Source organism: Streptomyces sp. NPDC093598 (assembly GCF_044764825.1).
Lineage (GTDB): Bacteria > Actinomycetota > Actinomycetes > Streptomycetales > Streptomycetaceae > Streptomyces.
In genome coordinates this window covers 563,981-582,245 of the sequence record NZ_JBIWIV010000004.1, presented here as the reverse complement: position 1 = coordinate 582,245, position 18,265 = coordinate 563,981, and the positions used below count along the sequence as shown (strand labels likewise).

Here is an 18,265-nt window from a genome sequence, read left to right as displayed (position 1 = left end):
GGACGGGTCAGCCCGCGAACGCCTCCCCGAACGCCCCCGGCTCCTGGGTCACCCCGCTGCAATCGGTCGCCGCCTCGGCCGTGTCGGATCCGTCCGCGCACTGACGGTCCCGGGCCGTCGACCACATCGACACCCAGGCGATGTCCTTCTCCTCGGCGAAGGCGCGGACCTCGGCGGCGTCCGCGAGCGTGAACGTCTCGCCGGCGACGTCGTTGACGCCGATCATCGAGGTGAGCGCCATGCCCTGCCAGGCCGTCGCGTCCGAGGTGCCGAAGGCCTTCTTCAGCTGGGTGTGCGCGGCCTTGGCGGCCGTGAGGGCGTAACCGCCCATGTCACCGTCGTACGACGGGCCGTAGTTCATCGTCATGAGGTTGACGGTGGAGACCTGTACGCCGTTGTCGTTGGCGGCGTCGAGCAGCGCGAGGCTGTCCTCCTCCAGGCCCGAGGGCATGACCGGGAGCGTGAACGAGACGTCCAGGTCGGCCCGTTCCTCCTGCAACCGGGAGATCGCCTGCGAACGCCGCGCGATGGAGGCGGCGTCGGCGAGTTCGTCGCCCTCGATGTCGAAGTCCGCGAGGGCCGTGCCGGCCGCGTCGAGTGCCGTGCCGTACGCCGCCGCAAGCTCCGAAGCGCTGTCGCAGTTCACCGCGAGTTCGTCGCCGGAGGCGCCGCCGAAGGAGACCCGTACCCGGGCGCCGTCTTCCTTGAGCTTGGCGATCCGGGACGTGACGGCCGAGTCGCCGATGGCGTGCGTGCCGTTCCAGCGCGGGGTGCAGTCGTCGCCGTCGGCTATGACGAACGCCAGGTTGTACGTCGTGGGGGAGCCGGCCGAGTCGGTGCCGGCGGCCTCGGTGGCGCTGACGTACGGGGCGTACGACGTGCCGGTTCCGGCGGAGGACGGGGTGCCGGACCCGGCCGTCACCGCGGGGGCCGCGTCGCCCTGCCCGGAGCATCCCGCGGCGGCGAGGGCGAACAGACAGCCCAGCCCGGCCGCCACCGGTTTCCGGTAACTCCTCATGACGTGCGCTCCCGTTCTTGCGAGGTCTGGGGGTCGGACAGGAAGTACGTTTCCCGGCAGCAAACGTCTCACGATGTCGATTGCGCACGGCGAGTTCCGCGGGCATTCCCGAGAACTCTCAGAGAAAGGACAGTTTGCGTCGTCTCTCATGGGTCTCTCATAAGGAAACCCCAGTTTAGAGCAGATAAAGACGCCCTACTGTCCGGGGAATGCATTCCGAGCCCGCCATCGAAAACCGCGCGCCTCGCGGTCGCCGCCGCAAACGCGGCAACGGGTCCGCCGAAGGCCCCGTGTTCGTTGACAACTCCGGTCGCCGAGCCCGGCTGCTGCGCCGGTTCGGCCTCCTCCTCGGGGCCGTCTGCCTCGGGTACGCGGCCGTCCTCGGCGCGGCCTTCATGGGCTGGGGGACGTCCCCGACTTCGTCGCATTTGCCGCCGTTCGCGGGTGCGGAGCCCGGCGGTGGTCGACCGGAGGGGGTTCCCGGCGGTCCCGGCGGCCCGGGCGTCCGGCCCAGCGGCCTCCCGTCGGCTCCGGCCCGGGGAGCCGTGAGCGGCACCGTCCCGTCCCCGTCCGCCTCCGCCGGCGCCAAGTGACCTGGCCCCCATGACCACGACCACACCCTCCCGCGGCCGGCGCCGCGCCCCCTCCCGGACGGAGCGGGCCGCCGGCAAGGCCGCCGCGCTGCGGAGGCCGCGCGTCATCCTCGCCCTGCTGCTCCTGCTCGCGCTGGTCTGCGTGATGCTCCTCGACGGCTATCTGCGCGCCGAGGTCGGCGGCGACCAGCGCCTGCGCACCGGGGCCGGCTGGCGGCACGGAAGAAGCCAAGGCTCCTGCCCGGAGGGGGTGCTGCAAGAATGGGCCCGTGACCCGCGCATCCCTGGACAAGCAGCCGCACGAAGTCGCCTCGATGTTCGACGACGTGGCGGAACGGTACGACCTGACCAACGACGTGCTGTCCCTCGGCCAGGACCGGCGATGGCGCAAGGAGGTCGCCAAGGCCGTCGACGCGCGCCCCGCGCAGAAGATCCTCGACCTGGCCGCGGGCACGGGAACCTCTTCGCTGCCCTTCGCCCGCACCGGCGCCTACGTCGTCCCGTGCGACTTCTCCCAGGGCATGCTCCAGGTCGGCAAGCAGCGCCGGTCCTGGCTGCCGTACACCGCAGGCGACGCGACGAGGCTCCCCTTCAAGGACGGCACCTTCGACGCCGTCACCATCTCCTTCGGGCTGCGCAACGTGCAGGACACGGACGCCGCGCTGCGCGAGATGCACCGGGTGACCCGGCCCGGCGGGCGCATCGTGATCTGCGAGTTCTCGCACCCGACGTGGGCGCCGTTCCGCACGGTCTACACCGAGTACCTGATGCGCGCCCTGCCGCCGGTCGCCCGGACCGTGTCCTCCAACCCCGACGCCTACGTCTACCTCGCCGAGTCCATCCGCGCCTGGCCCGACCAGCCCGCCCTGGCCGGGCGGCTGGGCAAGGCCGGCTGGTCCCGGGTGGCCTGGCGCAACCTGAGCGGCGGAATCGTCGCCCTGCACCGGGGCTTCAAGGAGAGCTGAGCGCCCTGGCCGGGGACGGTTCACCCGGCTCGTCCAGCTCCCGCTGGAGTCCACCCCGGGGCGGACGCGGGAGCCGCGGTTCGTGCACGCCCCCGCCGCCCTCGCCCGGGCCGAAGTCGAACCACACGTAGACCATCGAGTCCCGCGGCACCTCGGCACCGGCCTGCGGGTACTGGCGTACGACGTAGTCGACGACGGCCAGGTGGACATCGGGCCGGTCCGGCGCGTTGAGGAGGAGACCCTGTGCCCGGGCCGTCTCCCGCGCGTCCACGGCCATCAGGCCGACCAGACGCGGTACGCGCACCTCGGGTGTCTTGCGGGACATGTGCACAGATGTCACCCCCAGCGGTACAGGAAGGGTAACTCCCGCCCCGCACCGGCCGGAAGCGACAGGTGTCTTTCTGTGACAGTCGACTACGCTCCGTCATCGCCCTGGAGGTCGAGCCGATAGCAGTGCCCCGCCCGCTGTGAGGCCGGTGTCGTGAACGTCTCGGCGAGACGCATCCCCAGACGCCGGGTCACCGCGATGGACCGGCTGTTGCGGGCGTCGACCATCGCGACGACGCCCGGTACGCCGGTCGCCCGCATCCGCTCCAGCGTCTGCCGCGCGGCCGCGGTGACGTAGCCCTTGCCCCAGTGCTCCCGGCCCAGCCGCCAGCCGATCTCGATCTCACCCGCCGGGCCCCAGGCCCGCTCCCACGGCTGGGCGCCGGTGAACCCGATGACCTGCTCCGACTCGTCGAGCACGGTCCACAGGCAGAAGCCGAGCTCGGCGTCGTGCCGGCGCTGGCGGGCGGTGAGCTCCTCGTAGACCGAGAGTTCCGCGGCCTTGCCGCCCTGGAACTCCATGACGTCCGGGTCGTCGAAGATCCGGTGCCAGACGAACGCGTCCTCGTGAGTGGGGACGCGGAGCCGTACAGCGGGGAGAGCTCGGTTCACGGAGGCAGCCCTTCAGCCGGGTGATGAATGCTGCTGCATAGACTGCCCATGTCCAGTGCCGGTCGGCACGCAAGATTGACGAACTTGGGGAGATCCCGCCGTGACCGTCGTGACCGAGCCCCTCTCCGAGAACACCGCCGATGTGATCGTCGTGGGCGCGGGGCCGGCCGGCTCCACCACCGCCTACCACCTCGCCAAGGCCGGACTCGACGTCCTCCTGCTGGAGAAGACCGAGTTCCCCCGCGAGAAGGTCTGCGGCGACGGCCTCACCCCGCGTGCCGTCAAGCAGTTGGTGGCGATGGGCATCGACATCTCGGAGGAGGCCGGCTGGCTGCGCAACAAGGGTCTGCGCATCATCGGCGGCGGGGTGCGGCTCCAGCTCGACTGGCCGGATCTCGCCTCCTTCCCCGACTACGGCCTCGTCCGCAAGCGCGACGACTTCGACGAGCAGCTCGCCCGGCAGGCCCAGAAGGCCGGCGCCCGGCTCTTCGAGCGGTGCAACGTGGGCGCGCCGATCATCGACGACCGCACCGGCCGCATCACCGGTGTGCACGCCAAGCTCGGTGAGGAGAAGCGCGAGGTCACCTTCCGCGCGCCGCTCGTCGTGGCCGCCGACGGCAACTCCACCCGGCTGTCCTTGGCGATGGGCCTGCACCGCCGCGAGGACCGCCCGATGGGCGTGGCGGTGCGCACGTACTTCACCAGCCCGCGCCACGAGGACGACTACCTGGAGTCCTGGCTGGAGCTGTGGGACCGCCGCGGCGCCGAGGACCGTCTCCTGCCCGGCTACGGCTGGATCTTCGGCATGGGCGACGGCACCTCGAACGTCGGCCTGGGCGTCCTCAACACCTCCGACTCCTTCAAGGAGCTGGACTGGCGCGAGGTCCTGAAGGCCTGGTGCGCGTCGATGCCGGAGGACTGGGGCTACACGCCGGACAACATGACCGGTCCGATCCGCGGCGCCGCCCTGCCGATGGCCTTCAACCGCCAACCTCACTACACCAAGGGCCTGCTGCTCGTCGGCGACGCCGGCGGCCTGGTGAACCCCTTCAACGGCGAGGGCATCGCCTACGCCATGGAGTCCGGCCAGATCGCCGCCGACGTCATCGTCCAGGCCCACGCCCGGCCGACGCCCGCGAGCCGCGAACTCGCCCTCCAGCGCTACCCGCGCGTCCTGAAGGACACCTACGGCGGCTACTACACGCTCGGCCGGGCCTTCGTGAAGCTCATCGGCAATCCGAAGGTCATGCAGATCGCGGCCCAGCGCGGCCTCACGCACCCCCTGCTGATGAAGTTCACCCTGAAGCTCCTCGCGAACCTCACCGACCCGACGGGCGGCGACGCGATGGACCGCATCATCAACGGCCTGAGCAGGGTGGCCCCGAAAGCCTGAGCTGGCGGCCGGCTTGTGGAGCCGGGGGCTTGAGCGTCGGGTGGTCGGCCTGCTCGGGTGTCCGGTTCGGGGTGCCGGCGGGTCGAGCGGGTTGTCGGCCTGCGGTGCCGGTGGCTCGAGCGGGTGTCCGGTTCGGCGTGCCGGTGGCTTGAGCGGGTGTCCGGTTTGCGGTGTCGGCGGGTTGAGCGGGTGTCGACCCGCGGTGCCGGTGGCTCGAGCGGCTTGTCGGCTCGCGGTGCCGGTGGCCTGCGTGGGGTTCCGGTTCGTGATGCCGACGGTCCGAGTGGGCCGCCCGCCCGCGCGGCCGGTGTCCCCATCAGGCGCTCAGCGCCGCGACGTCGGCGGCCCGGCGCGCCTGCACCGCCTCCCGCCGGTCCGCCGTCTGCCGCAGCGCGTCCGTCCGCTCCCCGCGGAGAGCCGGTCCTGACAGAACTGCCCGTCGCAGTGATCGGCCCCGTGCGCGAGGCACCGGGCGAAGTAGCCGGTGCCCCCTCGTGCGCCCGGCACCGAGGGGCAGCCCTCCGCTTCGTCGAGGAGCCTCCTGCGCGAGGCGTCGAGCGGTTCCAGGACTGGATGACGATGGGCCCGACATGCATGAGGGCTCCCTCGTCGGCCCCGTGATTCGCCGGACCTTCCCCGCCGGGCCTCGACGCGGCGTCAACACCCTGCCAAGCCAGGACAATTCGGGCACATGGCGCCGGAGTGACGGGAGCGCATGGGCGGCCTGCGGTGACGGGTGGCCCCGACAAGGGCCCTGAGGGGCCCTGAGCGCCTCGGAAGTAGACCGAGGACAGCCGGGGGGCGCGGGGGTCCGATGATGCCCCGGACGGGCCGGGAGGGCCGTTGCCTCGGAGTGGCAGCGGCCCTCGAGCCCGTAGGTGCGGATGTGTCAGACGGCGTGGGACGTCACAGGACGCGCACCGCGCCCGACGCCGGGTAGCCGGAAAGGTCCTGGATGACGACGCCCTTGGAGGGGTTGGCCGCGTCGAGGTACTGGCCGTTGCCGATGTAGACACCCACGTGGTACGCGGAGCCCTTGCCACCCCAGTACAGGATGTCGCCGACCTGGATGCTGGACAGCGGGACGTCCGTGCCGGCCATCGACTGGTCCTGCGAGACGCGCGGCAGGTCCACACCAACCTGCTTGTACGCGGCCTGCACGAGGGAGGAGCAGTCCCAGGCGTTGGGACCGGTGGCGCCCATGACGTAGGCGTCGCCCAGCTGGGCCTTGAGGAACGAGATGACCGTCGCGACGCTGCCGCTGGCGGGCGCCGACACGGACGTGGAGGTGGACACGGACGCGGAAGCGGAGGCGGAGAGCGTGGCGCGCTCGGCGCTGCGCGTGGCGCGCTCGGCGGCGGCCTTGCGGGCGGCCTCGGCGGCCTTCTTCTTGGCCTCCGCCTTCTTCTTCGCCTCGGCGAGGTCCTTCTTGGCCTCCGCGGCGGCCTTGGCGGCGGCCGCATCACGCTCGGCGCGCAGCTCGTAGTTGGCGGCGGCCTGCTGGGTGGCGGCCGCGGACTGGGCGACCTGAGCGGACAGGTCGGCTGTCAGGGTGGGCAGTTCGATGGTCTGCGTCACCGGCTCGGCGGCGTTCGCCGAAGCCGACGCACCTGCCGCCGCCATGCTGAGGACGCCACCGGTCACTCCGGCACGCATGGCGATCGAAGAGGTCGCGCTGCGGCGGGGTTTCCGGTGGCTGCGTATGTGAGCGGTGTGGGACATGGGAACAACCGGTACCAGGGGCTCCTTCATATCTTCAAGAAACGTGTGCTGCGCCACAGTTGTTCAATCGGGCCCTCAAAACCCCCGAACCGGGCCCTTCATTGACGCCGTAACGGACATTGCGGGCGCACCGTGACCGGCCTGTGATCACGGTGTTTGATCAATACGCCCGAATTGCCCCGCGCCTACCACCGGTTGGGTTGATTGGCCAAGCCCCGTTCTCATGGATCTCTCATCAGTGTGACGGGGATCACGGAACGGTTGCCCCGAAGGTCGCGTCCCGGCGCGTAGATCACGGCCGGGTCACGGCCTCGCGAAGATCGTGAACGCGTGCACGCGTCCACACCTCGCCTCGCACGCCCCCTGATGTGTGAACGCGCCTCTATCAAGAGATCAAGTCCATCGCCAATTTGCATGCAAAGGAACCCTCTTGATATTGAGACGCCCCTGCGACCTGCACCGACGAGCCAAAATGTCACCTCTCGTGATCACTCGGACGCTTCGCGTGTGAAGATCACCGCTCATCCGACTTCATGATCGATCGTCAGGTGGTGGAGATCACAAAGCTTGTGCAATACCCCGTGTCGCAGATCACAGAGCGTCGGGCATAAGATGCACGCGGTTGGGCTTGTGACCTGCTTCACATGTTCCCGATCTTCGCCGGGGCGGGCGGGGTTCGAGGGACAGGTGGGGCGGATGTGAGCCCGACGCAATCCGCCAGCAGTCAGTGCCGACTGAGAGGAGCGAGGAGCGGTGAACGCTTATGCGCCCATCCTCGTACTGGGAGCCCTCGGGGCAGGCTTTGCGATCTTCTCCGTGGTCATGGCCACGTTGATCGGGCCCAAGCGGTACAACCGGGCCAAGCTCGAGGCCTACGAGTGCGGCATCGAGCCGACCCCCACGCCGGCCGGCGGCGGGCGCTTCCCCATCAAGTACTACCTGACGGCGATGCTCTTCATCATTTTCGATATCGAGATCGTCTTCCTCTACCCCTGGGCCGTCACCTTCGACGCCCTGGGGATCTTCGGGCTCGTGGAGATGCTGCTCTTCGTGCTCACCGTCTTCGTCGCGTACGCGTACGTATGGCGGCGCGGCGGCCTGGAATGGGACTGAGGGGCCACACGTCATGGGACTCGAAGAAAAGCTGCCGAGCGGCTTCCTGCTGACCACCGTCGAGCAGGCCGCGGGCTGGGTGCGCAAGGCCTCGGTCTTCCCCGCCACGTTCGGCCTCGCCTGCTGTGCCATCGAGATGATGACCACCGGCGCGGGCCGCTACGACCTGGCGCGCTTCGGCATGGAGGTCTTCCGGGGCTCGCCGCGCCAGGCGGACCTGATGATCGTCGCCGGCCGGGTGAGCCAGAAGATGGCGCCGGTGCTGCGGCAGGTCTACGACCAGATGCCGAACCCCAAGTGGGTGATCTCCATGGGGGTCTGCGCCTCCTCCGGCGGCATGTTCAACAACTACGCCATCGTCCAGGGCGTCGACCACATCGTGCCGGTCGACATCTACCTCCCCGGCTGCCCGCCCCGGCCGGAGATGCTGATGGACGCGATCCTCAAGCTCCACCAGAAGATCCAGAGCTCCAAGCTCGGCGTGAACGCCGAGGAAGCGGCCCGCGAGGCGGAGGAAGCGGCGCTCAAGGCGCTGCCCACCATCGAGATGAAGGGGCTGCTGCGGTGAGCGACGCGAACGGCACCAACGGCGCGAACGGGTCGGACGGGGTCAACCCCGAGAAGGACCTCTCCGCGGAGAACCTCCCGGGCCAGCGCGGCCGGGGCGGCGAGGAGATCCGCGTCCAGCGCGGCATGTTCGGCGCCAACAACGGCGGCGACACCACCGGCTACGGCGGCCTGGTCCGCTCGGTCCGGCTCCCGGGACCGGCGACCCGCCCCTACGGCGGCTGGTTCGACGAGGTCGCCGACGAGCTGGAGGGGGCCCTGGAGGAACAGGGCCTGCTTCCCGAGAACGCCATCGAGAGGACGGTCGTCGACCGCGACGAGCTGACCTTCCACATCGAGCGCGAGCACCTCGTCCGCGTCGCCCGCACCCTGCGCGACGACCCGGCCCTGCGCTTCGAGCTGTGCACCGGCGTCAGCGGCGTCCACTACCCGAACGACAAGGGCCGCGAGCTGCACGCCGTCTACCACCTGCGCTCGATCACCCACAACCGGGTGATCCGCCTGGAGGTCAGCGCCCCCGACAGCGACCCGCACATCCCGTCGCTGTTCTCGGTCTATCCGACGAACGACTGGCACGAGCGCGAGACGTACGACTTCTTCGGAATCGTCTTCGACGGCCACCCGGCCCTGACGCGGATCATGATGCCGGACGACTGGCAGGGCTTTCCGCAGCGCAAGGACTATGCCCTCGGCGGCATCCCCGTCGAGTACAAGGGCGCCCAGATCCCGGCTCCGGACCAGCGGAGGTCGTACTCATGAGCACATCGCACGCCTCCCCCCGGGAGACCACCGAGGGCACCGTATATACGGTCACCGGCGGCGACTGGGACGAGGTCGTCCAGTCCGCGGCCCGCGCCGACGACGAGCGCATCGTCGTCAACATGGGCCCGCAGCACCCGTCCACGCACGGCGTGCTCCGCCTGATCCTGGAGATCGAGGGGGAGACCGTCACCGAGGCCCGCTGCGGAATCGGTTACCTGCACACCGGGATCGAGAAGAACCTCGAGTACCGGACGTGGACGCAGGGCACCACGTTCGTGACGCGCATGGACTACCTGACGCCGTTCTTCAACGAGACGGCGTACTGCCTCGGCGTCGAGAAGCTCCTCGGCATCGAGGACCAGATCCCGGACCGCGCCTCGATCATCCGCGTGCTCCTGATGGAGCTGAACCGGCTCTCCTCGCACCTGGTGTGCATCGCCACCGGCGGCATGGAGCTCGGCGCGACCACGATCATGATCTACGGGTTCCGTGATCGTGAACTCATTCTCGATATCTACGAGCTGATCACCGGCCTGCGGATGAACCACGCGTACATCCGCCCCGGCGGACTCGCCCAGGACCTGCCGCCCGGCGCGGTGGACCAGATCCGCGAGTTCGTGAAGAAGATGAAGAAGAACCTCCCGGAGTACGACAAGCTCGCCACCGGGAACCCCATCTTCAAGGCCCGTATGCAGGACGTCGGCTACCTCGACCTGGCCGGCTGCATGGCCCTCGGCGCGACGGGCCCGATCCTGCGCTCCACCGGTCTGCCGCACGACCTGCGCAAGGCGCAGCCGTACTGCGGCTACGAGACGTACGACTTCGACATCCCGACCGCCGACACCTGCGACTCCTACGGCCGCTTCCTCATCCGGCTGGAGGAGATGCGCCAGTCCCTCAGGATCGTCGAGCAGTGCCTGGACCGGCTCCAGCCCGGCCCGGTCATGGTCGCCGACAAGAAGATCGCCTGGCCCGCCCAGCTCGCCCTGGGTCCCGACGGGCTCGGCAACTCCCTCGACCACATCAAGAAGATCATGGGCACCTCCATGGAGGCCCTGATCCACCACTTCAAGCTGGTCACCGAGGGCTTCCGCGTCCCGCCGGGACAGGCGTACGTGGCGGTCGAGTCGCCCAAGGGCGAACTCGGGGTGCATGTCGTCTCCGACGGCGGCACCCGCCCCTACCGGGTCCACTTCCGCGACCCGTCCTTCACCAACCTTCAGGCCATGGCGGCGATGTGCGAGGGCGGCCAGGTCGCCGACGTCATCGTCGCCGTCGCGTCCATCGACCCCGTGATGGGAGGCGTCGACCGGTGACCACCTCATCCTCCGAGCGGGGCGTCAGCCTGGGCATGCCCGAACTGCCCGCACCCGCCTACCCGGACGACGTCCGGGCCCGTCTGGAGACCGACGCGCGCGAGGTCATCGCCCGCTACCCGGACTCCCGGTCCGCCCTGCTGCCGCTGCTGCACCTGGTGCAGGCGGAGGAGGGGCACGTCACCCGCACCGGCATGCAGTTCTGCGCGGACGTGCTCAGCCTGACCACCGCCGAGGTCACCGCCGTCGCCACCTTCTACACGATGTACCGCCGCCGGCCGAGCGGTGACTACCAGGTCGGGGTGTGCACCAACACCCTGTGCGCCGTGATGGGCGGGGACGCGATCTTCGAGGAACTCCAGGAGCACCTGGGCGTCGGCAACGGCGAGACCACCGGCGACGGCAAGGTCACCCTGGAGCACATCGAGTGCAACGCGGCCTGCGACTTCGCGCCGGTCGTGATGGTCAACTGGGAGTTCTTCGACAACCAGACACCGGCCAGCGCCAAGAGCCTCGTGGACGACCTGCGCGCGGGACGGCCGGTCACGCCCACTCGCGGGGCGCGCATGTGCACCTTCAAGGAGACCGCCCGGGTCCTGGCCGGCTTCCCCGACGAGCGGGACGGGGCCGTGGAGTCCGGGGGGAGCGCGGGACCCGCCTCCCTGGTCGGCCTGAAGCTCGCCAAGGGTGAGGCCTCTCCCGCGCGCGTGGTGCACCCGCGCGGTGAGTCCGCTCGGACCGACGCACCGCACGATCCGTCGCCCACGGAGCACTTGAGCTCGCACGACGCGCCGCAGGACACGTCGGCATCCGACCCTGCCCACCCGGCCGGGCCTGCCGCCGAGGAGGGGGAGTGATGACCTTGGCAGCCGAGCTGAAAGACATGAGCCCCGAGAAGCTGCTCGCACCGGTGCTGTCGGCCTTCTGGGACGAGGACAAGTCCTGGACGCTGGACGTGTACCGAAGGCACGACGGTTACGAGGGGCTTCGCAAGGCGCTCGCCATGTCGCCGGACGACGTGATCGCGTACGTCAAGGACTCCGGTCTGCGCGGACGCGGCGGCGCGGGCTTCCCCACGGGCATGAAGTGGCAGTTCATCCCTCAGGGAGACGGCAAGCCGCACTATCTTGTTGTCAACGCCGACGAGTCGGAGCCGGGGACGTGCAAGGACATCCCGCTCCTCTTCGCGAACCCGCACAGCCTCATCGAGGGCATGATCATCGCGTGTTACGCCATCAGGTCGTCGCACGCCTTCATCTATCTGCGTGGTGAAGTCGTCCCCGTGCTGCGGCGGTTGCACTCCGCCGTGCGCGAGGCCTACCAGGCGGGCTTCCTCGGCGAGAACATCCTGGGCAGCGGACTCGACCTCGACATCACCGTGCACGCGGGCGCGGGCGCGTACATCTGCGGTGAGGAGACCGCGCTGCTGGACTCGCTCGAAGGCCGCCGGGGCCAACCGCGGCTCCGTCCCCCCTTCCCTGCCGTCGCGGGCCTCTATGCGTGCCCGACTGTGGTGAACAACGTCGAATCGATCGCGTCGGTTCCCGCGATCATGCAGCGGGGCAAGGAATGGTTCCGCTCGATGGGGAGTGAGAAGTCGCCCGGCTTCACGCTCTACTCCCTGTCCGGCCACGTCGCCAGCCCCGGCCAGTACGAGGCGCCGCTCGGGATCACGCTCCGCCAGCTCCTCGACATGAGCGGCGGGATGCGCCCCGGGCACCGCCTCAAGTTCTGGACGCCGGGCGGCTCCTCGACCCCGATGTTCACCGACGAGCACCTCGACGTCCCTCTTGACTACGAAGGAGTGGGCGCCGCGGGTTCCATGCTCGGCACCAAAGCTCTCCAGTGCTTCGACGAGACGACCTGCGTGGTCCGTGCCGTCACCCGCTGGACCGAGTTCTACGCCCACGAGTCCTGCGGCAAGTGCACGCCCTGCCGCGAAGGCACCTACTGGCTCGTGCAGCTGCTGCGCGACATCGAGGCCGGCAAGGGGCAGATGTCCGACCTCGACAAGCTGAACGACATCGCCGACAACATCAACGGCAAGTCCTTCTGCGCCCTCGGCGACGGCGCCGCCTCGCCGATCTTCTCCTCGCTGAAGTACTTCCGCGAGGAGTACGAGCAGCACATCACGGGCCGGGGCTGCCCCTTCGACCCGGCCAAGTCGACGGCCTGGGCCGACCGCACGGAGGTGAACGCATGACCGTGACCACCAACGCTCCCTCAGGCGGGGGAGAGGCGGCGGTCCCGCCGGAGGACCTCGTGTCGCTGACGATCGACGGCGCGGAGATCAGTGTGCCCAAGGGCACCCTGGTCATCCGGGCCGCCGAACAGCTCGGCATCGAGATCCCCCGGTTCTGCGACCACCCCCTGCTCGACCCGGCCGGCGCCTGCCGCCAGTGCATCGTCGAGGTCGAGGGCCAGCGCAAGCCCATGGCGTCCTGCACCATCACCTGCACCGACGGGATGGTGGTCAAGACCCACCTCACCTCCCCGGTCGCGGAGAAGGCCCAGAAGGGTGTGATGGAGCTGCTGCTCATCAACCACCCGCTGGACTGCCCGGTCTGCGACAAGGGCGGTGAGTGCCCGCTGCAGAACCAGGCCATGTCGCACGGCGACGCCGATTCCCGCTTCGAGGGCCGCAAGCGGACCTTCGAGAAGCCCGTCCCGATCTCCACCCAGGTGCTGCTCGACCGCGAGCGGTGCGTGCTGTGCGCCCGCTGCACCCGGTTCTCCAACCAGGTCGCGGGCGACCCGATGATCGAGCTGGTCGAGCGCGGCGCGCTCCAGCAGGTCGGCACCGGCGAGGGCGACCCCTTCGAGTCGTACTTCTCCGGCAACACCATCCAGATCTGTCCGGTCGGCGCGCTCACCTCGGCGGCGTACCGATTCCGCTCCCGGCCCTTCGACCTGGTCTCCTCCCCGTCGGTCTGCGAGCACTGCTCCGGCGGCTGCGCCACGCGCACCGACCACCGGCGCGGCAAGGTCATGAGGCGGCTCGCCGCCCAGGACCCCGAGGTCAACGAGGAGTGGATCTGCGACAAGGGGCGGTTCGCGTTCCGGTACGCGCAGCAGCGCGACCGGCTCGAGACGCCGCTGGTGCGCAACGCCGAGGGTGAGCTGGAGCCGGCCTCCTGGCCGGAGGCGCTGCAGATCGCGGCCCAGGGGCTGCTGGCCTCCCGGGGCCGCACCGGAGTCCTGACCGGCGGTCGCCTCACCGTCGAGGACGCCTACGCGTACAGCAAGTTCGCGCGCGTGGCGCTCGACACCAACGACATCGACTTCCGCGCGCGCGTGCACAGCAGCGAGGAGGCCGACTTCCTCGCGGCCGAGATCGCCGGGCGCGGCCGGGACCTCGACGGCACGGGCGTCACGTACACCGCGCTGGAGAAGGCACCGGCCGTCCTGCTGGTCGGGTTCGAGGCGGAGGAGGAGGCGCCCGGCGTCTTCCTGCGGCTGCGCAAGGCCTGGCGCAAACACGGACAGAAGGTCTACTCCCTGGCCACGCACGCCACGCGCGGTCTGACGAAGGCCGGTGGCACGCTGCTGCCGGCCGCTCCCGGCACCGAGACCGAGTGGCTGGACGCGCTCGCGAACGGCGACGGCCTCGAGGACGACGGTGCGCTCGCCGCCGAGGCACTGCGCACCGAGGGCGCGGTGATCGTCGTCGGCGAGCGGCTGGCCGCCGTGGAGGGCGGGCTCACCGCCGCCGCACGCACGGCCTCCGCGACCGGTGCCCGGCTGGTGTGGATCCCGCGCCGGGCCGGGGAACGCGGTGCGATCGAGGCGGGCGCGCTGCCGTCGCTGCTGCCGGGCGGGCGCCCGGCCACCGACCCACGCGCGCGTGACGAGGTCGCCGCCGTCTGGGGCGTCGCGGGCCTCCCGCACCGCTACGGCCGGGACACCGGACAGATCGTGGAGGCCGCCGCGACCGGAGAGCTCCAGGCCCTGCTGGTGGCGGGCGTGGAGATCGCCGACCTGCCCGACCCGGCACGCGCGCGTGCGGCCCTCGACGAGGTCGGCTTCCTGGTCTCGCTCGAACTGCGGCCCAGCGAGATCACGCGCAAGGCCGACGTGGTCCTGCCCGTCGCCGCGGTCGCCGAGAAGGCCGGCACCTTCCTCAACTGGGAAGGCCGCATCCGCTTCTTCGAGGCCGCGCTCAAGCCCGACCAGATGACCCGCCGCTCGGCGCCCGCCGACGCGCGCGTGCTGCAGATGCTGGCCGACGCCATGGACGTCCACCTCGGACTGCCCGATCTGCGCACCGTGCGCGGCGAGATCGACCGGCTCGGCGCCTGGGACGGCCCGCGGGCCGGCGAACCCCTGGAGACCGCGGCCGTGCTGCCCAGGCCCGCCGCCGGAGAAGCGGTCCTCGCGGGGCACCGGCTGCTGCTCGACCAGGGCGTCCTCCAGCAGGGCGACGAGGCACTCGCCGGAACCCGGCACGCGGCACGCGCGCGTGTGTCGGCCCCGACGGCCGCCGAGGCGGGCGTCAAGGACGGCGACCTGCTCGCTGTGACCGGTCCGCAGGGAGTCGTGGAACTCCCGCTCCAGATCAGTGACATGCCCGACCGGGTGGTGTGGCTCCCGCTGAACTCCACCGGCGGCGGCGTCGCCTCCGACACCGGGGCGCGGCCCGGCTCCCTCGTCCGCATCGGCCCGGCGACGCTCGCCGGCGAGGCCCCCAAGGAGGTGGAGGCATGAGCCCGTACCTCGCCGCTGAAGACCTCTCGATGTTCGGCACCGACCCGTGGTGGCTGGTCGTCATCAAGGCGGTGTTCTGCTTCGCCTTCCTGATGGTGACCGTGCTGGTCTCCATCGTCATGGAGCGCAAGGTCGTCGCCTGGATGCAGCTGCGCATCGGCCCCAACCGGCACGGCCCCTGGGGCATGCTCCAGTCGCTCGCCGACGGCATCAAGCTGATGCTGAAGGAGGACGTGATCGTCAAGCGCGCGGACAAGGTGGTGTACGTCCTCGCGCCGGTCATCGCGGCCATTCCGGCTTTCATGGCGATCGCGGTGATCCCCTTCGGGCCGGCCGGCAACGAGATCTCGATCTTCGGCCAGCGCACCACGATGCAGCTCACCGACCTGCCGATCGCGATGCTCTACATCCTCGCGGTCGCCTCGGTCGGCATCTACGGCATCGTGCTCGCGGGCTGGAGCTCCGGCTCGACGTACCCGCTGCTGGGGGGCTTGCGCTCCTGCGCGCAGATGATCTCCTACGAGATCGCGATGGGCGCCGCCTTCGCCTCCGTGTTCCTCTACTCGGGCTCGATGTCGACCTCGACCATCGTCGAGCAGCAGGCCGACCGCTGGTACATCGTGCTGCTGCCGGTCTCCTTCATCATCTACATCGTGACGATGGTCGGCGAGACCAACCGCGCCCCCTTCGACATGCCGGAGTCCGAGGGCGACCTGGTCGGCGGCTTCAACACCGAGTACTCGTCGATCAAGTTCGCGATGTTCATGCTCGCCGAGTACGTCAACATGGTGACCGTCTCGGCCGTCGCCACGACGCTGTTCCTCGGCGGCTGGCGGGCCCCCTGGCCGATCAGCACCTTCTGGGAGGGCGCCAACCACGGCTGGTGGCCGCTCCTCTGGTTCACGGTCAAGGTCCAGTTGCTGCTGTTCATGTTCATCTGGATCCGCGGCACCCTCCCGCGCGTCCGCTACGACCAGCTGATGAAGCTCGGCTGGAAGGTCCTCATCCCCGTCTCGCTGGTCTGGCTGATGCTCGTCGCGAGCGTGCGGGCCTTCCGGAACGAGGGCTACGACTTCGCCGACATCGCCCTCTACGTGGGCGGCGGCGTCCTCGCCCTGCTGCTGCTCTCCTTCGTCGCCGACATCTTCCGCGAGAAGGCCAAGAAGGCCGAAGAGCCGGCCGAGACCCCGGCCGCCTTCGACCCGATGGCGGGCGGATTCCCCGTACCGCCGCTGCCCGGACAGGAACTCCCGCCGGTCCCGCGCCGCAGCTCGCGCCGTGAGCGGGAGCTGATTGTCAGTGGCGGGCCCGATACTCAGAGTGACGGATCTCTGGGCGGATCTACGGATGGAAAGGAGGCGTCCGATGGCTGAGGAACTCGAGCGTTCGAAGGCTGAGGAACCCAAGGACACCAAGCCCGGTTTCCAGAACCCCGTGGCCGGCTTCGGCGTGACCTTCAAGGCCATGTTCAAGAAGCGGCTGACCGAGCAGTACCCGGAGCAGCAGAAGACCACGGCTCCGCGCTTCCACGGACGGCACCAGCTCAACCGCCATCCGGACGGCCTGGAGAAGTGCGTCGGCTGTGAACTGTGCGCCTGGGCCTGCCCCGCCGACGCCATCTACGTGGAGGGCGCGGACAACACCGACGAGGAGCGCTACTCGCCGGGCGAGCGGTACGGCCGCGTCTACCAGATCAACTACGCCCGCTGCATCCTGTGCGGCCTGTGCATCGAGGCCTGCCCCACGCGCGCGCTCACGATGACCAACGAGTTCGAGCTGGCCGACTCCAGCCGGGCCAACCTCATCTACACCAAGGAGCAGCTGCTCGCCGGTCTCGAGGACGGCATGGTCGACTCGCCCCACGCCATCTATCCGGGGACGGACGAACAGGACTACTACCGGGGCCTGGTCACGGAGGCCGCGCCCGGCACCGAGCGGCAGGTCGCCCACTCCGAGGGCGAGGTCGTGCAGGAGGCCGACTCGACCTTCGGCGGGACGGAACCGGCGTCGGGGAAGGTGGCCGGCCGATGACCACACAGCTCGCCGCCTACTCCACCTCCACCGGAGAGGCCGTCCAGTTCTGGATCCTCGGCACCGTCGCGGTGATCGGCGCCCTGTGCACCATCCTCATGAAGAGGGCCGTGCACAGCGCGCTCTGCCTCGCCGGCACCATGATCATCCTGGCGGTGTTCTACCTCGCCAACGGCGCCTACTTCCTGGGCGTCGTACAGATCGTCGTCTACACCGGCGCGATCATGATGCTGTTCCTGTTCGTGGTGATGCTCGTCGGCGTCACCGCGGCGGACTCCCTGAAGGAGACCATCAAGGGACAGCGCTGGCTGGCCCTGCTGTGCGGGCTCGGCTTCGGCGTCCTGCTGGTCGCCGGGATCGGCAACGCGTCCCTGAAGGAGTTCAACGGCACCGGCCAGGCGAACGCCGGGGGCAACGTGGAGGGCCTGGCCGCCCTCCTCTTCACCAAGTACGTCTTCGCGTTCGAGATCACCGGCGCCCTGCTCATCACGGCCGCCGTCGGCGCCATGGTGCTCACCCACCGCGAGCGCACCGAGCGCGCCAAGACGCAGCGGGAGCTCGCCGAAGAGCGCGTCCGCGAGGGCAAGTACCTGCCGCCGCTGCCGGCACCCGGTGTGTACGCCCGGCACAACGCGGTCGACATCGCGGGCCTGCTGCCCGACGGCACCCCGTCCGACCTCACCGTCAGCAAGACGCTGCGCGAGCGCGGCCAGATCCGCGACGTGTCGCAGGAGGCGCTCAACGACCTCAAGGCCCTGGAGCAGCGGTCCGAGGAGCGTCTGGAGCGCAGGGCGGTCGGGCCGACGAAGTTCCGGTCCGAGGAGGCGTCGAAGTGAACCCCGTCAACTACCTCTACCTCGCGGCCCTGTTGTTCACGATCGGCGCCACCGGCGTGCTGATCAGGCGCAACGCGATCGTCGTGTTCATGTGCATCGAGCTCATGCTCAACGCCTGCAACCTCGCGTTCGTCGCCTTCTCCCGGATGCACGGCAACCTCGACGGCCAGATCATCGCCTTCTTCACGATGGTCGTCGCCGCCGCCGAGGTCGTGGTCGGGCTCGCGATCATCGTGTCCCTGTTCCGTGCCCGCCACTCGGCCTCGGTCGACGACACCAGCCTGATGAAGCTGTAAGGGGTCGGAA

The 18,265-nt window shown here is 69.9% G+C and carries 17 protein-coding genes and 2 pseudogenes; 14 read left to right on the top strand and 5 right to left on the bottom strand.

Translation table 11 applies throughout. From position 1 onward, the window contains the following. Positions 1 to 7 precede the first annotated feature (7 nt). Positions 8 to 1,018, bottom strand: a complete 1,011-nt coding sequence (locus ACIRDU_RS17980) for a chitinase (RefSeq protein ID WP_403580295.1) — start codon at positions 1,016 to 1,018, stop codon at positions 8 to 10. Between the two features lie 603 nt (positions 1,019 to 1,621). Between ACIRDU_RS17980 and ACIRDU_RS17975 the strand changes: the two are divergent. Together ACIRDU_RS17975 and ACIRDU_RS17970 are read left to right on the top strand one after the other, a co-directional pair. After that, positions 1,622 to 1,819 (top strand): annotated as a pseudogene (locus ACIRDU_RS17975) (hypothetical protein); the annotation flags it as partial. A 61-nt stretch (positions 1,820 to 1,880) separates the two neighbouring features. Then, positions 1,881 to 2,576, top strand: a complete 696-nt coding sequence (locus ACIRDU_RS17970; protein WP_403580292.1) for a demethylmenaquinone methyltransferase — start codon at positions 1,881 to 1,883, stop codon at positions 2,574 to 2,576. Here ACIRDU_RS17970 and ACIRDU_RS17965 read toward each other — a convergent pair. Then, complete coding sequence (locus tag ACIRDU_RS17965; RefSeq protein ID WP_403580289.1) at positions 2,563 to 2,901, bottom strand: PASTA domain-containing protein; 339 nt, start codon at positions 2,899 to 2,901, stop codon at positions 2,563 to 2,565. The two genes, ACIRDU_RS17970 and ACIRDU_RS17965, sit on opposite strands and share 14 nt — an antisense overlap. Positions 2,902 to 2,990: 89 nt before the next feature. Further along, on the bottom strand, positions 2,991 to 3,515 hold the full coding sequence (locus ACIRDU_RS17960) for a GNAT family N-acetyltransferase (protein WP_403580286.1): 525 nt from the start codon (positions 3,513 to 3,515) through the stop codon (positions 2,991 to 2,993). Between the two features lie 100 nt (positions 3,516 to 3,615). On the opposite strand from ACIRDU_RS17960, the gene ACIRDU_RS17955 reads away from it, so the two are divergent. After that, on the top strand, positions 3,616 to 4,908 hold the full coding sequence (locus tag ACIRDU_RS17955; protein WP_402614863.1) for a geranylgeranyl reductase family protein: 1,293 nt from the start codon (positions 3,616 to 3,618) through the stop codon (positions 4,906 to 4,908). 316 nt (positions 4,909 to 5,224) lie between these two features. On the opposite strand, the pseudogene ACIRDU_RS17950 reads toward ACIRDU_RS17955, so the two are convergent. Together ACIRDU_RS17950 and ACIRDU_RS17945 are read right to left on the bottom strand one after the other, a co-directional pair. Further along, a pseudogene (locus ACIRDU_RS17950) lies at positions 5,225 to 5,702 on the bottom strand (peptide deformylase). Positions 5,703 to 5,814: 112 nt separating this feature from the next. Beyond that, entirely contained in the window at positions 5,815 to 6,660 is an 846-nt protein-coding gene (locus ACIRDU_RS17945) for a C40 family peptidase (RefSeq protein WP_403580284.1), read from the bottom strand. Positions 6,661 to 7,383: 723 nt separating this feature from the next. On the opposite strand from ACIRDU_RS17945, the gene ACIRDU_RS17940 reads away from it, so the two are divergent. From ACIRDU_RS17940 to nuoK, 11 genes are read left to right on the top strand one after another with little or no spacing between them, the layout of a single operon-like run. Next, a complete protein-coding gene (locus tag ACIRDU_RS17940; protein ID WP_003974383.1) occupies positions 7,384 to 7,743 on the top strand; it encodes an NADH-quinone oxidoreductase subunit A in 360 nt (119 codons plus the stop codon). A gap of 13 nt (positions 7,744 to 7,756) precedes the next feature. Beyond that, positions 7,757 to 8,311, top strand: a complete 555-nt coding sequence (locus ACIRDU_RS17935) for an NADH-quinone oxidoreductase subunit B family protein (protein WP_007383964.1) — start codon at positions 7,757 to 7,759, stop codon at positions 8,309 to 8,311. After that, complete coding sequence (locus ACIRDU_RS17930) at positions 8,308 to 9,069, top strand: NADH-quinone oxidoreductase subunit C (RefSeq protein WP_403580282.1); 762 nt, start codon at positions 8,308 to 8,310, stop codon at positions 9,067 to 9,069. Before ACIRDU_RS17935 ends, ACIRDU_RS17930 begins: the two co-directional genes overlap by 4 nt. Beyond that, complete coding sequence (locus ACIRDU_RS17925) at positions 9,066 to 10,388, top strand: NADH-quinone oxidoreductase subunit D (RefSeq protein ID WP_403580279.1); 1,323 nt, start codon at positions 9,066 to 9,068, stop codon at positions 10,386 to 10,388. The genes ACIRDU_RS17930 and ACIRDU_RS17925 overlap by 4 nt, the downstream gene beginning before the upstream one ends. Next, positions 10,385 to 11,245 (top strand): NADH-quinone oxidoreductase subunit NuoE, encoded by an 861-nt coding sequence (nuoE, locus tag ACIRDU_RS17920; RefSeq protein ID WP_403580276.1) that lies wholly within the window; start codon positions 10,385 to 10,387, stop codon positions 11,243 to 11,245. The genes ACIRDU_RS17925 and nuoE overlap by 4 nt, the downstream gene beginning before the upstream one ends. After that, entirely contained in the window at positions 11,242 to 12,591 is a 1,350-nt protein-coding gene (nuoF, locus tag ACIRDU_RS17915; protein WP_403580273.1) for an NADH-quinone oxidoreductase subunit NuoF, read from the top strand. The genes nuoE and nuoF overlap by 4 nt, the downstream gene beginning before the upstream one ends. Next, the gene (locus tag ACIRDU_RS17910) at positions 12,588 to 15,092 is read left to right on the top strand and encodes an NADH-quinone oxidoreductase subunit G (RefSeq protein ID WP_403580270.1); all 2,505 of its coding nucleotides are present in this window, start codon (positions 12,588 to 12,590) and stop codon (positions 15,090 to 15,092) included. Before nuoF ends, ACIRDU_RS17910 begins: the two co-directional genes overlap by 4 nt. Continuing rightward, complete coding sequence (gene nuoH / locus ACIRDU_RS17905) at positions 15,089 to 16,465, top strand: NADH-quinone oxidoreductase subunit NuoH (protein ID WP_403580267.1); 1,377 nt, start codon at positions 15,089 to 15,091, stop codon at positions 16,463 to 16,465. Before ACIRDU_RS17910 ends, nuoH begins: the two co-directional genes overlap by 4 nt. Beyond that, complete coding sequence (gene nuoI / locus ACIRDU_RS17900) at positions 16,458 to 17,123, top strand: NADH-quinone oxidoreductase subunit NuoI (protein WP_403580264.1); 666 nt, start codon at positions 16,458 to 16,460, stop codon at positions 17,121 to 17,123. Before nuoH ends, nuoI begins: the two co-directional genes overlap by 8 nt. Further along, complete coding sequence (locus tag ACIRDU_RS17895; RefSeq protein ID WP_403580261.1) at positions 17,120 to 17,959, top strand: NADH-quinone oxidoreductase subunit J; 840 nt, start codon at positions 17,120 to 17,122, stop codon at positions 17,957 to 17,959. Before nuoI ends, ACIRDU_RS17895 begins: the two co-directional genes overlap by 4 nt. Continuing rightward, complete coding sequence (gene nuoK / locus ACIRDU_RS17890) at positions 17,956 to 18,255, top strand: NADH-quinone oxidoreductase subunit NuoK (RefSeq protein ID WP_403580257.1); 300 nt, start codon at positions 17,956 to 17,958, stop codon at positions 18,253 to 18,255. Before ACIRDU_RS17895 ends, nuoK begins: the two co-directional genes overlap by 4 nt. Positions 18,256 to 18,265 lie beyond the last annotated feature (10 nt).